Source organism: Caballeronia sp. LjRoot34 (genome assembly GCF_964253815.1).
Lineage (GTDB): Bacteria > Pseudomonadota > Gammaproteobacteria > Burkholderiales > Burkholderiaceae > Caballeronia.
On the sequence record NZ_CAXUSB020000001.1, the window covers coordinates 3,206,225 to 3,221,674 of the forward strand.

Here is a 15,450-nt window from a genome sequence, read left to right on the forward strand (position 1 = left end):
ATGTCTGCGCTCCTGCCCGACGCCATGCTGTCCCTGTCCGGAATCGCGTTCAGCCTTCCGTCCCGCACGGTCGATGCGACCACCTGGGCAAGTCGCTGCGGATTGCCCGAGGCGCGCGCGAGTGCACTGCTGCGCAACGGTGTGCAGCAGTTCCACGATGCTACAGCACAGTCACCGCTCACCTTTGCATGCGAAGCGGTTGCCGCCCTGCTCGAAGACACCGGCACGACACCGGCAAGCATCGATGCACTCGTGTACACGCACACAATCCAGAGCAGCGTCCTCGCACCGCCAGCCAGTACCGCGGCGTTCATCCAGTCCCGCATGGGACTGAATCGCGCGATCGCATTTTCGGTGATGCAGCAAAATTGCGTCTCGCCGATGGCCGCCATCCGCATGCTGCGCGTGCTCACAGTCGCAGGTCGCCCCATCCAGCGGGCGATCGTTGTCTGCGCGGATGTGATGGGCTCAGGCTGCGATCATCTGCGCGCCATCCAGGACCTTGCGCTGCACAGCGACGGGGCGTGCGCAATCCTCCTGGAGCGTGGTATCGGCCGCAATTGCATCGTGGGGCTGCATCTTTATACGGACGGTCGCTACTTCCGCGGCACCGACGACGACCTGCAGCCCGTGTCGGATGACCGTTACTACTGGTCGGCATTCACGACGATGCGTGCGGCACTGGGACAGGCAGGCATCACGAGTAATGAACTCGTCCATGTCCTGCCCCACCACGTCAACCTCCCCGGATGGTCCCGCCTCGTGACCATGCTCTCCGTACCACAGGAGTACCTTTTCACCGCGAACTTCGGGCGCCTCGGCCACGTGTTCGGCGCAGACCCGTTCATCAACTTGCACACCGCGCCACACGGGCAACCGGGTTCCTGCTCCCTGCTGTTCTCCAGCGGACTTGCCGGATGCTTTGGCGCGATGGTGATCCGCCACTGATCCTGAACTTCATAGCGACCCGGCCATGAGAAACCTCCTTGACCTTGTGCAGTCGGCAGCACGCCGCACACCTGATGCGCAGGCGCTCGTTTGCGGCGATGTCCGCGTGACCTACGACGAACTGCTGCGACGCAGCCACGCGTTCGGGCAGGCATTGTCTTCCCTCGGCATGGCTCCAGGCGCGCGCGTCGCGATCTTTCTCGACAAACGCATCGAGACCGTCGTCTCGATGCTCGGCGCTTGCGCGGCGGGTTGCGTGTTCGTCCCGGTCAATCCGCTCCTGAAACCAAACCAGGTGGCTCATGTGCTTCGCGACAGCGGCGCCCGGTGCCTCGTGACCACCGGGTTGCGCACCGGTCCCCTCGCTGCAGAAGGTGTTGCGCCGGTAACCGAGCTGATCCTCGTCGACGGGGCCGACCCGGCACTTTCCGGCCCGGAGACCACCTTCAGGGTGCATCGCTGGCCGCGCACCGACACCGCCGGCCCCGACGATGCCCCGATCCCGGAATCATCCGAAGCGGCGATTGACAGCGACCTGGCCGCCCTTCTGTACACCTCCGGCTCAACAGGCCTGCCCAAGGGCGTGATGCTCAGCCACCGGAACCTGCTCGAAGGTGCCTGGAGCGTGGCCGGCTATCTGCGTCACGAGCCGTCTGACCGCATCCTCGCCGTCCTGCCCCTGAGCTTCGATGCGGGGCTAAACCAGCTGACCTCAGCCTGGTCTGCGGGCGCGACAGCGGTCCTTCTGAATTACCTCACTGCACATGATGCCGTCCTTGCTTGCGAGCGGGAACACATCACTGCGATTACGGGTGTGCCGCCACTGTGGATGCAACTCGCAGCCGCGACCTGGCCGGATGGCCCGCGCAACACCCTGCGCTACTTCGCGAACACCGGGGGTCGCCTGCCGCTGCCAGTACTGCAGAGACTCAGGGCGCTGTTTCCGCAGGCCGCACCCTTCCTGATGTACGGGCTGACCGAGGCGTTCCGTTCCACGTTTCTCGATCCAGCACAGGTCGACCGGCGGCCCGACTCAATCGGCAAGGCCGTGCCCAATGCACGGGTCCTCGTCGTCCGGGAGGGCGGCACACCGTGCGCGCCCGACGAACCCGGCGAGCTGGTGCACGTGGGCGCGTGCGTCACACTCGGTTACTGGAACGACGCCGCACGCACCGCGCAACGCTACCGCCCTTCGCCCGAAGCAAAAGCAGGTGGCGCGCCACGTGACGTGGCGGTCTGGTCCGGAGACCTCGTACGGCGCGACAACGAGGGCTATCTCTATTTCATCGCGCGCAATGACGCCCAGATCAAGAGTTCCGGCTACCGGATCAGCCCGGAAGAAATCGAGGAAACGATCCACGCAAGCGGGCTCGTCGTGGAAGCGGTCGCCCTGGGTATCCCCGATGACGAGCTTGGCGAAGCTGTCGCGCTGCTCGTCGTCCTGGCAGGTGACTCAGGTGTCGACGATCTGCGCAACTGGTGCATGCAGCGGCTGCCACGTTACATGGTCCCCCGAGACATCGTGAGCTGTGCGGAGATTCCACGCAATCCCAACGGGAAATTCGACCGGGTGGCGTTGCGTACAGGGCTTGCCTCGTTTGCGCGCACTTCTGGGGAGAAATCATCGTGAGCCTGACTTTCATCCGGCGGCCTCCCGGCCTGCGGTTCAGTGGCCTGGACGTGTGCCAGCTGGCCGAGCGCGCCGGGCGCACCCCGTTTTTCGCGTACGACCGCTCAGCGATCGATGCCCGCATCCGGGAACTGCGCAGCCTGCTGCCCTCCGGCATACACCTCCACTACTCGATCAAGGCGAATCCGATGCCCGCCGTGGTCCACTACCTCGCCGCACGGGTCGACGGTTTCGATGTCGCCTCGGCACAGGAGATGGCCCTCGCGCTCGATGCTGGCACGACGCCAGCCGCAATCGGCTTTGCCGGGCCGGGTAAGTCTCACGACGACCTGCGGCGCGCCATCGCCAGCGGAGTCAACGTGCACGTTGAATCACAAACCCAGCTGCGGCTCGTCACCGCGCTCGGATGGGAGCTCGGCGTGCCGCCCAGCGTGGCGATCCGCATCAATCCCGACTTTCAGGTCGGGCAGAGTGGCATGCGCATGGGTGGCGGTGCGGCGCCATTCGGCGTCGATGTCGACCAGGTGCCGGCGCTGCTGCGCGAACTCGAAGCGCGGGAAGTCGGACTCGCCGGTTTTCACATCTTCTGGGGCTCGCAGTGCCTGCACGCCGCGACCGTCATCGAGGCGCAGCGCCAGAGTGTTGAACTCGTCTTCAGGCTGGCCAGCGCTCTGTCCCAACCGCTGCGGTTCGTGAACCTTGGCGGCGGCTTTGGCATCCCCTACTTCCCGGGAGAAACACCACTCGACGTGAAGGCAGTCTGCGAGGCGATGCACGACTGGCTGCCACGGCTGTGCGAACGTCTGCCCGGAACGACGCCGATCCTGGAGCTCGGCCGTTACCTGGTGGGTGAGGCGGGGATCTACGTATGCCGCGTGATCGACCAAAAGCTCTCGCGCGGCAAAACCTTCGTCATCACGGATGGCGGCCTGCATCATCACCTCGCTGCCTCCGGCAACTTCGGTCAGGTCCTTCGCCGTAACTTTCCGGTCATCATCGGAAACCGTCCCGAGGGCGTGGCACGCGAACGCTGTCACGTCGTGGGCTGCCTGTGCACGCCGCTCGACCGTCTTGCGGACGATATTGAACTTCCCGAGGTCCATATCGGCGATTTCGTCGTGGTGAAACAGTCGGGCGCGTACGGGCGCTCGGCCAGCCCGCTACGTTTCCTGAGTCATCCCGAACCCGTCGAAATGCTCGTAGACACCGCGATATCCGGAGAAACATCATGGCATCCCGTGAGTCCGTTGTGGCAGACCTGACACCACCATCCTGGGCACTCAGCGACGACCAGCGAGGGCAGGTTACTGCCGCAAGGCAGTTTGCGCGCGAGCGTCTCGAGCCTTTGCTGGGCCGTCCACTGGACCCTGCCCTGTGGTGCGAGAGCGTCAGGCTCGCTGCGACGCTCGACCTCGCGACGATGATCCTGCCGCAGCAGGCCGGGGGCATGGGAATCAGCCGCCACGACCTGGCACTTGTCGTTGAACAGTTCGCAGCGGGTCCGCTGGAACGCGCGGCCGAGCTGACCCTCAGCAGCCCCGCACTGATGACGCTGCGCGAATACGATGCACTCGACCGGCTACCCGATCGGGATATCCAGCATTACTTCGACGGCACCACATCCATTGCACTGGGTATCCCGGACATCGATGCTTCGGGCCTCTGGGTATTGCGCCAACATCCGGCATCGCCCGCAATAGTGGTCCGCATGGACGATGAACGTCCGCGGCTCGTGCTCGCGACGATGCCTGGAGGGCCGGACACCCAAAGGGCCGCTCCCGTTGCCGCGCTCGGCGCGTTATACATCGAGCGATACACAACCGTGCCCACTGGCGATGCTCCCCTCTTGGGCGTGTCCAAGAACGCGAGCCACGTCGGCCGGGATCCGGTACGGCAGTGGCTCGTCGATACAGCAGTCTACCTCGCCACGCTGCTTTCTGGCGCCGTGCAGCAGGGCATTAACTTCGCTCTTGCCTATAGCGTGACCCGACAGGCCTTCCGCAAGCCGATCGTCGCCCATCAACTTGTCGCTGCCCGGCTCGCCGACATGCTCGTGTCAGCGCACACCATCCACCTCGTTCTCCGGTCGGTTGCAGCGCAGGATACGCAGGCGCAGATCGTCCCCGTGTCGCAAATGGCCCGCCACGTTGCCGCCGAAGCGATGGACATTGCGCAGAACCTTGTGCAGCTTTGCGGTGGTCATGGCTACGTGGAAGGCCTCCCGCCAGCTGCACGGCTCCTGACGGTGCCCTGGTTTGCGATGCTGTTGATGAAGGTCGAGGCCGCGCTGCAGACATTTACCGCGTCTGCGTGAGGCATTCACCAGCAGGAGATTCGACGTGAGCAGCGAAGGTCAGGCACGAACACCCGCGCACCAGACTGAGGGATCCCGCCAGATGGGCGGAGGATCCAGTTCGTGCTGGCTTCGTGAACCTGCGAGCAACGATGTGAATGACATCGCGGCTTGGCTGGCCGAACCGGATATCAACCAGTGGTTCGATTTCGGGCAGGGACGTCAGACGCTTCCCGTGCTCGCCGTGCAACTCATGATCCAGAGCGGTCGACATCGCCTACGGGTCTTTGGATGCGCAGGCGAGGAAGCCGCAAGCGGTCTTGTTGTGGTCAGCGATCTAGCACATGCATTCGGCACCGGCTCGTTCTGGGTACTTCGCGACAGCCGGCGGCCCGCCTGCAGGAACATGACGTTTGTCGCCTCCACCACGCTTCTGCGCGAGGCGTTCGCAACCGACCGGCTGCACTGCATCACCGCGTGGGCCGTGGACTGCAACGTGCGCTCGCGGCGCCTGCTCGAACGGATCGGCTTTCGCCTGATCGGACTGCAACGCGATTGCCACGTCATGCACGGATCGCGGTTTGGGCGCGTACTCTATGATCTGCTGCCAGTTGATCTCGCCAATGGCTCTGGCTCGCCCGCGGGTGGCGCATGAACACGCCCGTCATCACCGCAGTTGCGACCTGGGTGCCAGACCCCATACCGCTGTCCCGATGGAGGGCGATTGAGTCAGCACCGCGCGCGAGCGGGCATCCCGGCTGGGATGCCTGGATGAGGTCCTGGCATCCCGACTACGTGCACTGGCTGGAGGCATGGCCGGGTGAGGAAAGCGGTGAGTCGCTCCTTGTACATTCCGATCTGCCACCACCCGACATGACCTGCGCGGTGCCAGTCGAAACCGGTACGGATCTTTCGGGACTCGCCGCAAGAGTGGCAAACGTGATCTGCGCCGCCCGCCCGCGCAGCGCACGCGCGGTCGACGTCGTGATGTTCTGCCATAGCAGTCCGGACGAACACGTTTCGACCACGATTGCCGGACGGCTGTGTGCCGAAGTCGGTACACCGTGCTTTCCTTTTTCGCTCTCGCAGCAACATGGCGTGTCGCCATTCACGGCATTGCGGCTTGCGTCCGACCTGTTCGTCGCTGAACCAGATGCCCACACGATACTGGTTGTCGCTGCGGAGAAGTGGTGTCCACCGTTTTCCAGAATATGCGGACCTGGCATCGTGCACGGTGACGCCGCAGGTGCCCTGCTCGTTGAAAGAACCGACCGCGGAGCAAGTGGCTTGCAGCTGCTCGATGCTGCAGCCCGGCACGTTCCCGTTGACATCTGCCGCCGTGCAGGCGGAACCCCCGATGCCCGGACATTCACCCTGCTATCGATGATCGAGTCTCTGCTCGCGCGACACGGTCTTCGTCACGATGAAATTGACGAGGTTGTCGGGCACCCGGGTATTCCATCGCTCACGGATGCAGTATGCGACCTGCTCGGCCGGCCGGACGCCGGAGTGCAGCAGAAACATCGTGTTCATCTCGGCGCCGCCGAATCCATCGTACGCCTTGCACACACGCTCACCCGCGCCGCCTGTTGCGGGACACACCGCGTGCTGCTGTGGGGCCACGGGATGGGCGGCTTTGTGGGCACCGCGCTGCTTGAAGCGCACGGCTCACCCTACCTCTATCGGCACGACGATATCCGGTCCATCTCATGATTCCCGATCTCGGCATACCGCACGTCGCCTTCCATCTTCCCCAACGCATCCACGACGTCCGGGGCTGGGGAAAGCGAACCCGGCAGAAGACCACCACCGTGCTGAACCTGAAGCGGGCAGGGATGCGTTACTACCGCAGTGCGGATGGGCAGAGCGCAATCGGACTCGCGGCCAGCGCGATCCAGCGTCTCCTGCTCGCCTCCGGTATCTCACCTGGTGAAGTCGACTGCATCGTCTACGTGCATACGCTCCAGGGCAGCATTGCGCCACCGCCGCAGTCGCTACCCGGTCTGCTCTGTGACCGGTTCGGTTTCACCAACGCCGAGGCCTTCTCGTTCGCGCAGCAGCATTGTGCATCCGCCCTTGGTGCACTGCGTGTGATTCGCGCGATGTTCATCGCCCGGCCCCGTCTGAAACGGGTCCTGCTTGTCGGTGCCGACGTCATGCCGATCGAATCGGAAAGGATAATGAAAGATGAGGGAATTCTGAGTGACGGCGCATTCGCTGTCATCGTTGAGCGCGGCGCTGCCGTGAACCGCCTGCTTGCGGTCGCGACGCAAGCCAGCGGCTTGGGCTGGCGAGGGGTACTGGCAAATGACGAACCGCGCCTGGCGGCGCAGAACTTCTTCAGGGCGCGCAGCCTGATCAGGCAGACAGTCCAGCAGGCACATTTCACACTGGACGACATCCAGCGTATTCTGCCTCACCATCTGGATCTGCCTGCGTGGCACCGCCTGCTCGATTCGCTTCACATCCCGCAAGACCGACTGTTCGCGGAGAATTTTGCCCGCATCGGCCACGTCACCGTCAGCGATGCGTTCATCAATCTCGCCCAGTGTCATGGCCTGGTGCCGGGCAGGCCACTCCTGCTCTTTGCTCAGGGCGTAGGAGGGTTTTCAGCAGCAGCGTTGCTGGTCCGTTAGCCTACCGACTCGGCCCCCGCTTCGTCCCCGTGCCCCAACCGCACCATTGGTATGGTTGTAACCCCTAACATGAATCACCGGGCGGCAATCTTCAGACTATAATAAAAATGAATGCACTCGGGCGGGTGCATAGTATGCGTCCAGTTGGCCATTACCGATGCCGCGACCTGCGACAATCGGAGGCGGGCCTCTGACTGGTCCCTCACTCCCGGAAACGGGTGTCGCATGAACCGCACAGTCGTTGGACGCGGGCCTCGTCTCATGTGGCATTTGGACTTCCAGACTCTTTGGCGCAGCGCCGGGGTAGTGAACATGAAACACGTCTCTCGATGCCGTTCGAACGAGGGCCAGCGCAGGCCGTCACCCATATCTGATCGTCTGCAAACTGACACGCCGGTCATGCGTCTTGCATGTGCTACCGACATTCCTTCCCTCGTCGCGTCTTTCGGCCATGCGGCTCGGAAACTCGGCTTCCCGCATTACGTGATCAGCCGCGTTACGCGGAGCCGTTCGAGCTGCACCCGGCGAACGGCGCTCGAGATGATTGGCTCACACTATCCGCAAGAGTGGGTACGGCACTATCAGCGTCGGGATTACGCAGCCACCGACCCCGTTCATCGGGCTGCGTTCCTCCAGTCGGCTCCCTACCGGTGGCACGACATCATCGGCTTGAGCAAAGCCGAGCGTCGTCTACTCGACGAAGCAAGAGAGGCCGGACTACCCGCGGGAATCAGTATCCCGGCCCACCAGTCCGATGGCAGTATCCTGCTGTTCAGCCTGTCCGGCTCTCCACATTCCGTCAACAATGCAAGCAACTCGCGGCTGGCATATCTGATCAGCGCGCAGTTTCACTTCGAACTGCATCGCCTCGCACAGATACCTTCAAGAAGAGCCGCACACCTGCTTACACCGCGTCAGCTCGAATGTCTGACCTGGGTCGCCCGGGGGAAAACCTCGGCCGAGATTGGCGAGATCCTCGGGTGCTCCCGCTATACCGTTGACTACCACATCGAAGAAGCAATGGGGGCTCTCAACATCCGCAGCAGGACGGCCGCTGCAGTCCACGCGACCGTACAGGGCATCATAAAACCCTAAATCTGTTTTTCCTGCAATTCCACCGCACGTCTTACCCGTCTCCGTATAAGCGGCGTGCATGACTGCACGCTCGCGGGTACTCATCGACACCCTCCCAAAGCTCAGAGTTTCCGGGGGCACAGACACGCTGATAGCGTCGTGTCAACGGCTAACATCAGGAGGAGCCCATGTCATACATCGTTGCCGGCAGGCTTGATGAGCTGCCATCGGATATCCGTCACCATCTCGGAACCTTCCGCCACAAGGTCTTTGTCCAGCGCCTGCACTGGGAAATACCCGGCGTGTCCCACGATACTATGAGCGAATGGGATAAATTCGACGGAGACGCTACGGTCCATCTGGTCGCACTGTCCGCAGATTACGAGGTGTGCGGATGTGCGCGGCTCATGCCCACCACAGGACCCTATCTGCTCCGTGACGTCTTTCCGGAACTTGCAGGCCCTGGTGCCCTGCCGTCATTACCTTCGATATGGGAGATGTCGCGATTCGCAGGATCGGGACTGCCGGATCATCGAGCCGGCTCAAGGTCGGGCATGTCGTTGTTCCCTTACGCCATGGCGCTCGCCCTCTCGTTCGGCGCGACACGCGTGATCGGCGTGGTCTCGCACTCCGTTGCACGTCTGTACCGACGCTTCGGGCTCGATCTGCACGATATCGGGGTTGGCACGGCGCCGGGCTGCGCCAATGTCGTTGCGTGCTCAATCGATCTGGACCCTGCCGCGTTCCACAAACTCCAGCGCGATCCTGTCACGCTGCTGAACTCGATCACCCGCTTCGGACAGCTCCCACTCGCGGATCCTGGCATGCCGGGTCATCTGCATCCGACTGAAGCGAGCGCGCCCGCGGCGACGTGCCCCTCGCAGTTTGGGACAACAGAACGGCACACGCAAGCAGCGACAGCTAGACGACCGGCCCCTGACATCAGCGCATGCCTGCAGGGCGGCAATGATGCCGGTTGTCGGCCTCCTTCACCCAGTCCGGCCTAATAGCCGACGCATAGGCCTGGCCGCTGCGCGAAGCATCTCCATTCCGCTGTGAGCTCAAGCCCAGGCGCTCGTCGATCTCGTGCGCGACGGTCGCAGACTTCGGAGGATGATCGCGATCGCAGTCTGCCCAGAACGTACACATCGCATCGAACAGGACAGACAGTATCAACGTCACGTAGGGCAGTTTCACGACGATGCCCTCCCCTGGTCGGTCGCTAGCGGACTTGCCCCGATGCTCCTGGAACTCGTTCACGGGCATCATGATCCGCAGGGAATCGAGTTCACGCTGCAGGCGATTTTCAAACGAGTAGTGAACAGTCGCCGAATGCGCAAGCGCCTTGCGCAGCTCGCAGAGCTGCCGGTCCTTCATCTCCATGCATCTGGTTAGCCGACGGACTTCGGCTTCGGCCCGCTGCAAACGCTGATCAGGAGCAGCGTTTGCCGATAGCATGAGTGAGGCGCTCTCCATGCCAGTGACTGTCCATGCATTGAGTTCTTTCATGATGTTCCCTGCCTCAAATGCGCATGCTTGTATCGTTCCGGCCGCGCCCCGTCCCGCTGTCCAGCGCGAAGGGGAAGGCACCGGGAGTCTCCGTCGCAGGTCAATCGTGACGGTTAATCGCGGCGGAGTCATCGGACTTCAGCCACGTATCCTTTTTCGGATTTATCAGACGAAATATCAACTACGAAAAAAGGCAGGGTGTGCCATATCGGAGTCAGCATGGATATGCAGCAGGAGTATCGACAGTTTTGGTGACCACCGGTCACCAAATCGATGGGGCCACCGTCAAGCAGCGTGCATGTCCTGCCATTAAGCGGCGAACATACAGAACCCGCTGTCATCAGGCCGGAATGGTTCGCCGAAGATTGTTGCAGAGAAGACTTCTCCATCGCTCGCAGGCCAGAGCGATCCGTAAAGACCGCCGAAACACGGCACCGCACTGGTAATGCCGCGGCTTTGATGGCCGAAGCGGAAGGCACGTATCAAACACAATGTCGTCCAGCGAACTGTGACGCTGGCCGGCGGCCAAAAAGGGAGAACTTCCAGACGACCGACGAAGCGTGATTTGACCTGTCTTTCGCAAACGAGGGGGTCCGCACACATTGGTATTCGTATGTTTGCGGCGGCGATTCCGAGCCGGCATTCGTCTCGCAGTCACCAGAGGCCTGGCGCACACCGTTGTGCGCGACAGCCTACCGGGCCATTCATCGAACCGATGCCCGATTGCTGATAATTTTCTATTCCAATCTTGTCAATGAGACCGAGCTGGATTTCGAGCCAGTCGATATAGTCTTCAGTGCCGTCCAGAATGTCCACGAGGATCTCTCTCGACACGAAATCCCGTACAGACTCGCAGTAGGTGATCGCCTCCTCGCACGTCGCCTGGGATACCTGTTCGAGTTTGAGATCGCACGCGATAACCGCACTCGTGTGCTCCCCCACGAGGAGCTTGTTCAGGTCCTGCAGATTCGGCAATCCGTACAGCATGAAAATCCGCTGGATCAGTTTGTCTGCATGTTTCAGCACCTGCGGCTTGTCGATCGGCAACGCCCAAGTGGTTCCATTTGCGGAAACGCGCATCCAGCCCAGGCCTGCCCGGTATGGGTTGCCTTCCAAACGGCATAGCCTCCCGGCATCGGGGTAACCGGAGAAAGTGGCAAGCGGATGGCATCCGGCATTCTCAAAGGTAACAGGGAAATCCTGGCTGGTCTGGCCACCATATTCGTCCATCACAACGACCGTCACAACGTGCGCGCCGCCGGTCGCAAACGTATAGGTTAGCGTGTTTCGCTGTTTTTCCCCCGTGGGCGACACCGTCAATCATCCACTTGTACGTGTGCCCATCGCCTTGCGGATCGGTCGCAGACGACCTTGACGGCCGATCCTATAGGTCCTGTCTGCCGATGCTAATGGCGCTCCCAGATCCGATTTGCCCGGTGTCAAAAACGTTGCCAGGCCCATTTGCCCCAATGCTTACAACGCCGCTGATGTGTGGCGGCTGATTTTGGACAATCGTGACTAATCGCGTCTCGACGCTCTTCTGGTTACTCGCGTCTGTTGCCGTCACTTTGACCGTGAACGTAGCCCGCTTCGAATACATGTGCGTAGCCGAGACACCGTTTGATAGAGCCGAGGAATCGCCGAAATCCCAACGTAAGTCGGCGTACTCGGAAAGGTACCGCTCACGATGAAATTGCTTTCGTCCCAGGCTGCAATGCGGACAAGGGCGTAATGCCGACATCGGCAATCTGCGGTGTCGCCACCTTCAGCTGGAAAACATGGTCCTTCTTTGCCTGAGCCGAAGGAGTGGCCGAGGAATCTCCATTTCCATCTCCGCCTGCTCCACATCCTACTAGAGCAAGTGCGCAATCGCTGCACTGATTCCACCCCTGAGTCGCCTGTTCATTCTTTAAACCTTGTTCATAAGGTAGCGACCTTTCTCAGTGTTCGATCTTCTCCTGATCGATTCAACGTCACGCTCTCGATGAAACCCGCAGTAAACGCAGGAAGGTCACCCCTTTTTGTGGAAATCGTACTTTTCTGATTACTTGGAATTTGGTAGGAGCGGGTGTTTTTACGCGATGGCTCAGCAGCGCTGTGGATCGCAGCAACATCAATTTTTCAGCATAAAAAAACCGCCCGGTCCTGCCTCATGGCAAGACCGGGCGGTCTTCAACACCTCAACAATCAGCCGCTAACCTTACTTCTTGAAGTTAGCCACGCCTTCCGTGATTTCCTTGTGGGCAGCTTCCACGCCCTGCCAGCCTTCGACCTTCACCCACTTGCCCTTCTCCAGCGCCTTGTAGTGCTCGAAGAAATGCTTGATCTGGTCCTTCAGATACTCGGGCACGTCGTCCACCGTCTTCATATGCGCCGTCATCGGGCAGATCTTGTCGTGAGCGACCGCCACCAGCTTCGCGTCGACACCCGATTCATCCGTCATCTGCAACATGCCCAATGCGCGTGCCCGGACCACCGAGCCTGCCAGCAGCGGGAACGGCGTGATCACCAGGACATCGACCGGGTCGCCGTCGCCTGAAAGCGTCTGCGGAATGAACCCGTAGTTCGCCGGGTAGCGCATTCCCGTACCGATGAAGCGGTCGACCACGAGGATGCCCATCTCCTTGTCCGCTTCATACTTCACGGGATCGCTCTGCGCCGGGATCTCGATGATCACGTTGAAGTCTTGCGGAAGATCCTTGCCTGCGGGTACGTTGTTAAAGCTCATATGCACTCTCTTCAAAGTGGAAATTCGGTGTCGGAGATAAACGCATTCGGTAGGCGCTAACGTCACGTTTTGCTGCATTGCGACAATACACGTGAAGCGCGAATGCCTTGACTGCACCGCTGCGTCCAGGCGCTTCGTTCGCCCATGAAACAGCGAAACAGCGCAATTACGTCATTATAGCCAATCGAGGGGGTTGCTCCGGCGTCAGCGGTGTGCCATAAAAACGGCGCAAAATGGCTGCTGGCATCGCGCCCGAGAGCACGAATCAACGCAAATGAAAGCACCGCGCCACGAACTGACGCGCGGTAGTGCATCCCGACAACCGCCACGGAGACAGGAGTCAGGCATGGAAGAGGCAAAACATTTCATCGGCAATCAGTGGGTGGCGGCGGCGAGCCACGAGACAATTGCCGTCATCGATCCCTCCGATGGCCAGGTCTTCGCGCAACTCGCGCGCGGCAACGCAGCCGATATCGACCGCGCCGTCCAGGCGGCGCGCCACGCCTACGAAGGCTCGTGGGGCCACGCAAGCGCCGCCGATCGCGGACGTGTGTTGTACCGGCTATCGATGATCATCGCCGCCCATCAGGACGAACTGGCGCATCTCGAAGCACGCGACACCGGCAAACCCCTGAAGCAAGCCCACGCGGACGCGGCCGGCATCGCGCGGTATTTCGAGTTCTACGCAGGCGCCGCCGACAAGCTCCACGGCGAGACACTGCCCTATCAAACCGGCTACACCGTCCTCACGATCCGCGAACCGCACGGCGTGACCGGGCATATCGTGCCGTGGAACTACCCGCTGCAGATCTTCGGGCGCAGCGTCGCCGCGGCGCTCGCGGCCGGCAACGCGTGCGTGGTCAAGCCGGCCGAAGACGCGTGTTTATCGATACTGCGCATAGCCGAACTCGCCGCCGAAGCGGGCTTGCGGGAAGGCGCGCTGAACATTGTCACGGGTTATGGATACGAGGCCGGCGCGGCGCTTGCGAGACATCCGGGCATCGATCACATCTCGTTCACCGGATCGCCGGCGACGGGCGCGGCGGTGGTCAAGATGGCCGCCGATAACCACGTCCCCGTTACGCTCGAACTCGGCGGCAAGTCGCCGCAGATCGTTTTCGCCGATGCCGACTTCGACGCCGCCCTGCCCGTGCTCGTCTCGGCGATCGTGCAGAACGCGGGGCAGACGTGCTCGGCGGGCAGCCGCGTGCTGATCGAGCGATCGGCGTATGAGCCGCTGCTCGAGCGGTTATCGGAGGCGTTCAGTGCGTTGAAGGTTGGCCCGAGCAAGCTCGATCTCGATTGCGGTCCGCTCATCAGCGCGAAGCAGCAGCAACGCGTGTGGGATTTTCTCTCCGATGCTCAGCACGATGGCATCGCGATGGCCGCCCACGGTGAAGTGGTTTCCGAAGCGCCGGAAGCGGGCTTTTATCAGGCGCCTACGCTCTTGCGCGATGTTCCGCCGGCGCACCGTCTCGCACGCGAAGAAGTGTTCGGTCCGGTGCTCTGTGCGATGCCCTTCGATGACGAAGCCGACGCGCTAAAGCTCGCCAATGGCACGGACTTCGGCCTGGTCGCCGGAATCTGGACACGCGATGGCGGCAGGCAAATGCGCATTGCGCGCAAGGTGCGCTCGGGGCAAGTGTTCATCAATAACTACGGCGCGGGGGGCGGCGTGGAGTTGCCCTTCGGCGGCGTCAAACATTCGGGCCATGGCCGCGAGAAAGGCTTCGAAGCGTTGTATGGTTTCACACTGCTCAAAACCATCGCCATCAAGCATGGCTAATCAGCAACCATTTTGCATGGGACCGGAGACAACATGAGACTGCAAGGCAAGACCGCGATTGTGACTGGCGGCGGATCGGGATTCGGCGAAGGGATTGCGAAGACATTTGCGCGCGAAGGCGCGAACGTCGTGGTGAACGACCTCAACGGAGCATCGGCCGAGCGCGTGGCCAGCGAGATTGCGGTGAGCGGCGGCAAGGCGATCGCGGTCCCCGGTGACGTGACGAAACAAGCCGACTGGCAAACGCTTTTCGATGCTGCCATCGAAGACTTCGGCAGCGTTCAGGTCGTGGTGAATAACGCGGGCACGACACATCGGAACAAGCCGGTGATGGAAATTACCGAAGCCGAATTCGATCGCGTTTATGCGGTGAACGTGAAGAGCATCTACTTCAGCGTGGCGCAACTCGTTCCCTACTTTCGCAAGGTCGGCGGTGGTGCGTTCATCAATATTGCATCGACGGCGGGCGTGCGGCCACGGCCGGGTCTGGTTTGGTACAACGGCAGCAAGGCGGCGGTGATTATCGCGAGCAAGGCGTTGGCGGTTGAGCTTGGGCCAGACCGGATTCGCGTCAACTGCATCAACCCGGTGATGGGCGAAACCGGTTTGTTGTCCGAGTTCATGGGCATGGAAGACACGCCCGCGAACCGTCAGAAATTTCTGGCAACTATCCCGCTGGGACGGCTTTCGACGCCACAGGATATTGCGAATGCGGCGCTCTATCTCGCCTCCGATGACGCCGAGTTCATCACCGGCGTGGCGTTGGAAGTAGATGGCGGACGGTGCGTTTGACGTGCTTGCCAGAGGCGCATCCGGCGACTGCAGCCGGATGCCTTTGATCGGTGT

The 15,450-nt window shown here is 61.7% G+C and carries 15 protein-coding genes; 11 read left to right on the forward strand and 4 right to left on the reverse strand.

The genetic code is table 11. The features are described from left to right. The 9 genes from ACSQ36_RS14450 to ACSQ36_RS14490 all read left to right on the forward strand — a co-directional run bounded on the left by ACSQ36_RS14450 (nucleotide 1) and on the right by ACSQ36_RS14490 (nucleotide 9,588). Nucleotides 1-948, forward strand: coding sequence for a 3-oxoacyl-[acyl-carrier-protein] synthase III C-terminal domain-containing protein (locus ACSQ36_RS14450; protein WP_436182387.1), 948 nt, complete (start codon nucleotides 1-3; stop codon nucleotides 946-948). A 25-nt stretch (nucleotides 949-973) separates the two neighbouring features. After that, the gene (locus ACSQ36_RS14455) at nucleotides 974-2,578 is read left to right on the forward strand and encodes an acyl-CoA ligase (AMP-forming), exosortase A system-associated (protein ID WP_436182388.1); all 1,605 of its coding nucleotides are present in this window, start codon (nucleotides 974-976) and stop codon (nucleotides 2,576-2,578) included. Continuing rightward, entirely contained in the window at nucleotides 2,575-3,840 is a 1,266-nt protein-coding gene (locus tag ACSQ36_RS14460; protein WP_436182389.1) for a pyridoxal-dependent decarboxylase, exosortase A system-associated, read from the forward strand. The genes ACSQ36_RS14455 and ACSQ36_RS14460 overlap by 4 nt, the downstream gene beginning before the upstream one ends. Further along, nucleotides 3,807-4,892, forward strand: coding sequence for an acyl-CoA dehydrogenase family protein (locus ACSQ36_RS14465; RefSeq protein WP_436182390.1), 1,086 nt, complete (start codon nucleotides 3,807-3,809; stop codon nucleotides 4,890-4,892). Before ACSQ36_RS14460 ends, ACSQ36_RS14465 begins: the two co-directional genes overlap by 34 nt. Nucleotides 4,893-4,974: 82 nt before the next feature. Next, nucleotides 4,975-5,526: a GNAT family N-acetyltransferase gene (locus ACSQ36_RS14470; protein WP_436183182.1), complete on the forward strand. Its 552-nt coding sequence runs from the start codon at nucleotides 4,975-4,977 to the stop codon at nucleotides 5,524-5,526. Further along, a complete protein-coding gene (locus ACSQ36_RS14475) occupies nucleotides 5,523-6,584 on the forward strand; it encodes a 3-oxoacyl-ACP synthase (protein WP_436182391.1) in 1,062 nt (353 codons plus the stop codon). Before ACSQ36_RS14470 ends, ACSQ36_RS14475 begins: the two co-directional genes overlap by 4 nt. Further along, the gene (locus tag ACSQ36_RS14480; RefSeq protein ID WP_436182392.1) at nucleotides 6,581-7,507 is read left to right on the forward strand and encodes a 3-oxoacyl-[acyl-carrier-protein] synthase III C-terminal domain-containing protein; all 927 of its coding nucleotides are present in this window, start codon (nucleotides 6,581-6,583) and stop codon (nucleotides 7,505-7,507) included. Before ACSQ36_RS14475 ends, ACSQ36_RS14480 begins: the two co-directional genes overlap by 4 nt. A 399-nt stretch (nucleotides 7,508-7,906) precedes the next feature. Continuing rightward, entirely contained in the window at nucleotides 7,907-8,602 is a 696-nt protein-coding gene (locus ACSQ36_RS14485) for a LuxR family transcriptional regulator (RefSeq protein WP_436182393.1), read from the forward strand. Nucleotides 8,603-8,769: 167 nt separating this feature from the next. Then, the gene (locus tag ACSQ36_RS14490; protein ID WP_436182394.1) at nucleotides 8,770-9,588 is read left to right on the forward strand and encodes an acyl-homoserine-lactone synthase; all 819 of its coding nucleotides are present in this window, start codon (nucleotides 8,770-8,772) and stop codon (nucleotides 9,586-9,588) included. On the opposite strand, the gene ACSQ36_RS14495 is transcribed toward ACSQ36_RS14490, so the two are convergent. The 4 genes from ACSQ36_RS14495 to ppa all read right to left on the reverse strand — a co-directional run bounded on the left by ACSQ36_RS14495 (nucleotide 9,524) and on the right by ppa (nucleotide 12,818). Beyond that, nucleotides 9,524-10,090 (reverse strand): hypothetical protein, encoded by a 567-nt coding sequence (locus tag ACSQ36_RS14495; RefSeq protein ID WP_436182395.1) that lies wholly within the window; start codon nucleotides 10,088-10,090, stop codon nucleotides 9,524-9,526. The genes ACSQ36_RS14490 and ACSQ36_RS14495 overlap by 65 nt on opposite strands. A gap of 654 nt (nucleotides 10,091-10,744) precedes the next feature. Further along, complete coding sequence (locus ACSQ36_RS14500; RefSeq protein ID WP_436182396.1) at nucleotides 10,745-11,335, reverse strand: ferritin-like domain-containing protein; 591 nt, start codon at nucleotides 11,333-11,335, stop codon at nucleotides 10,745-10,747. A 139-nt stretch (nucleotides 11,336-11,474) separates the two neighbouring features. Beyond that, nucleotides 11,475-11,831 carry a PKD domain-containing protein gene (locus ACSQ36_RS14505; RefSeq protein ID WP_436182397.1) on the reverse strand — a complete coding sequence of 119 codons (357 nt, stop codon included), beginning with the start codon at nucleotides 11,829-11,831 and terminating at the stop codon, nucleotides 11,475-11,477. A gap of 459 nt (nucleotides 11,832-12,290) precedes the next feature. Beyond that, nucleotides 12,291-12,818 carry an inorganic diphosphatase gene (gene ppa, locus ACSQ36_RS14510; RefSeq protein ID WP_436182398.1) on the reverse strand — a complete coding sequence of 176 codons (528 nt, stop codon included), beginning with the start codon at nucleotides 12,816-12,818 and terminating at the stop codon, nucleotides 12,291-12,293. A 346-nt stretch (nucleotides 12,819-13,164) separates the two neighbouring features. On the opposite strand from ppa, the gene ACSQ36_RS14515 reads away from it, so the two are divergent. Continuing rightward, on the forward strand, nucleotides 13,165-14,604 hold the full coding sequence (locus tag ACSQ36_RS14515; protein WP_436182399.1) for an aldehyde dehydrogenase family protein: 1,440 nt from the start codon (nucleotides 13,165-13,167) through the stop codon (nucleotides 14,602-14,604). A 33-nt stretch (nucleotides 14,605-14,637) separates the two neighbouring features. Beyond that, complete coding sequence (locus ACSQ36_RS14520; RefSeq protein ID WP_436182400.1) at nucleotides 14,638-15,396, forward strand: SDR family oxidoreductase; 759 nt, start codon at nucleotides 14,638-14,640, stop codon at nucleotides 15,394-15,396. The last annotated feature ends 54 nt before the right edge of the window (nucleotides 15,397-15,450 follow it).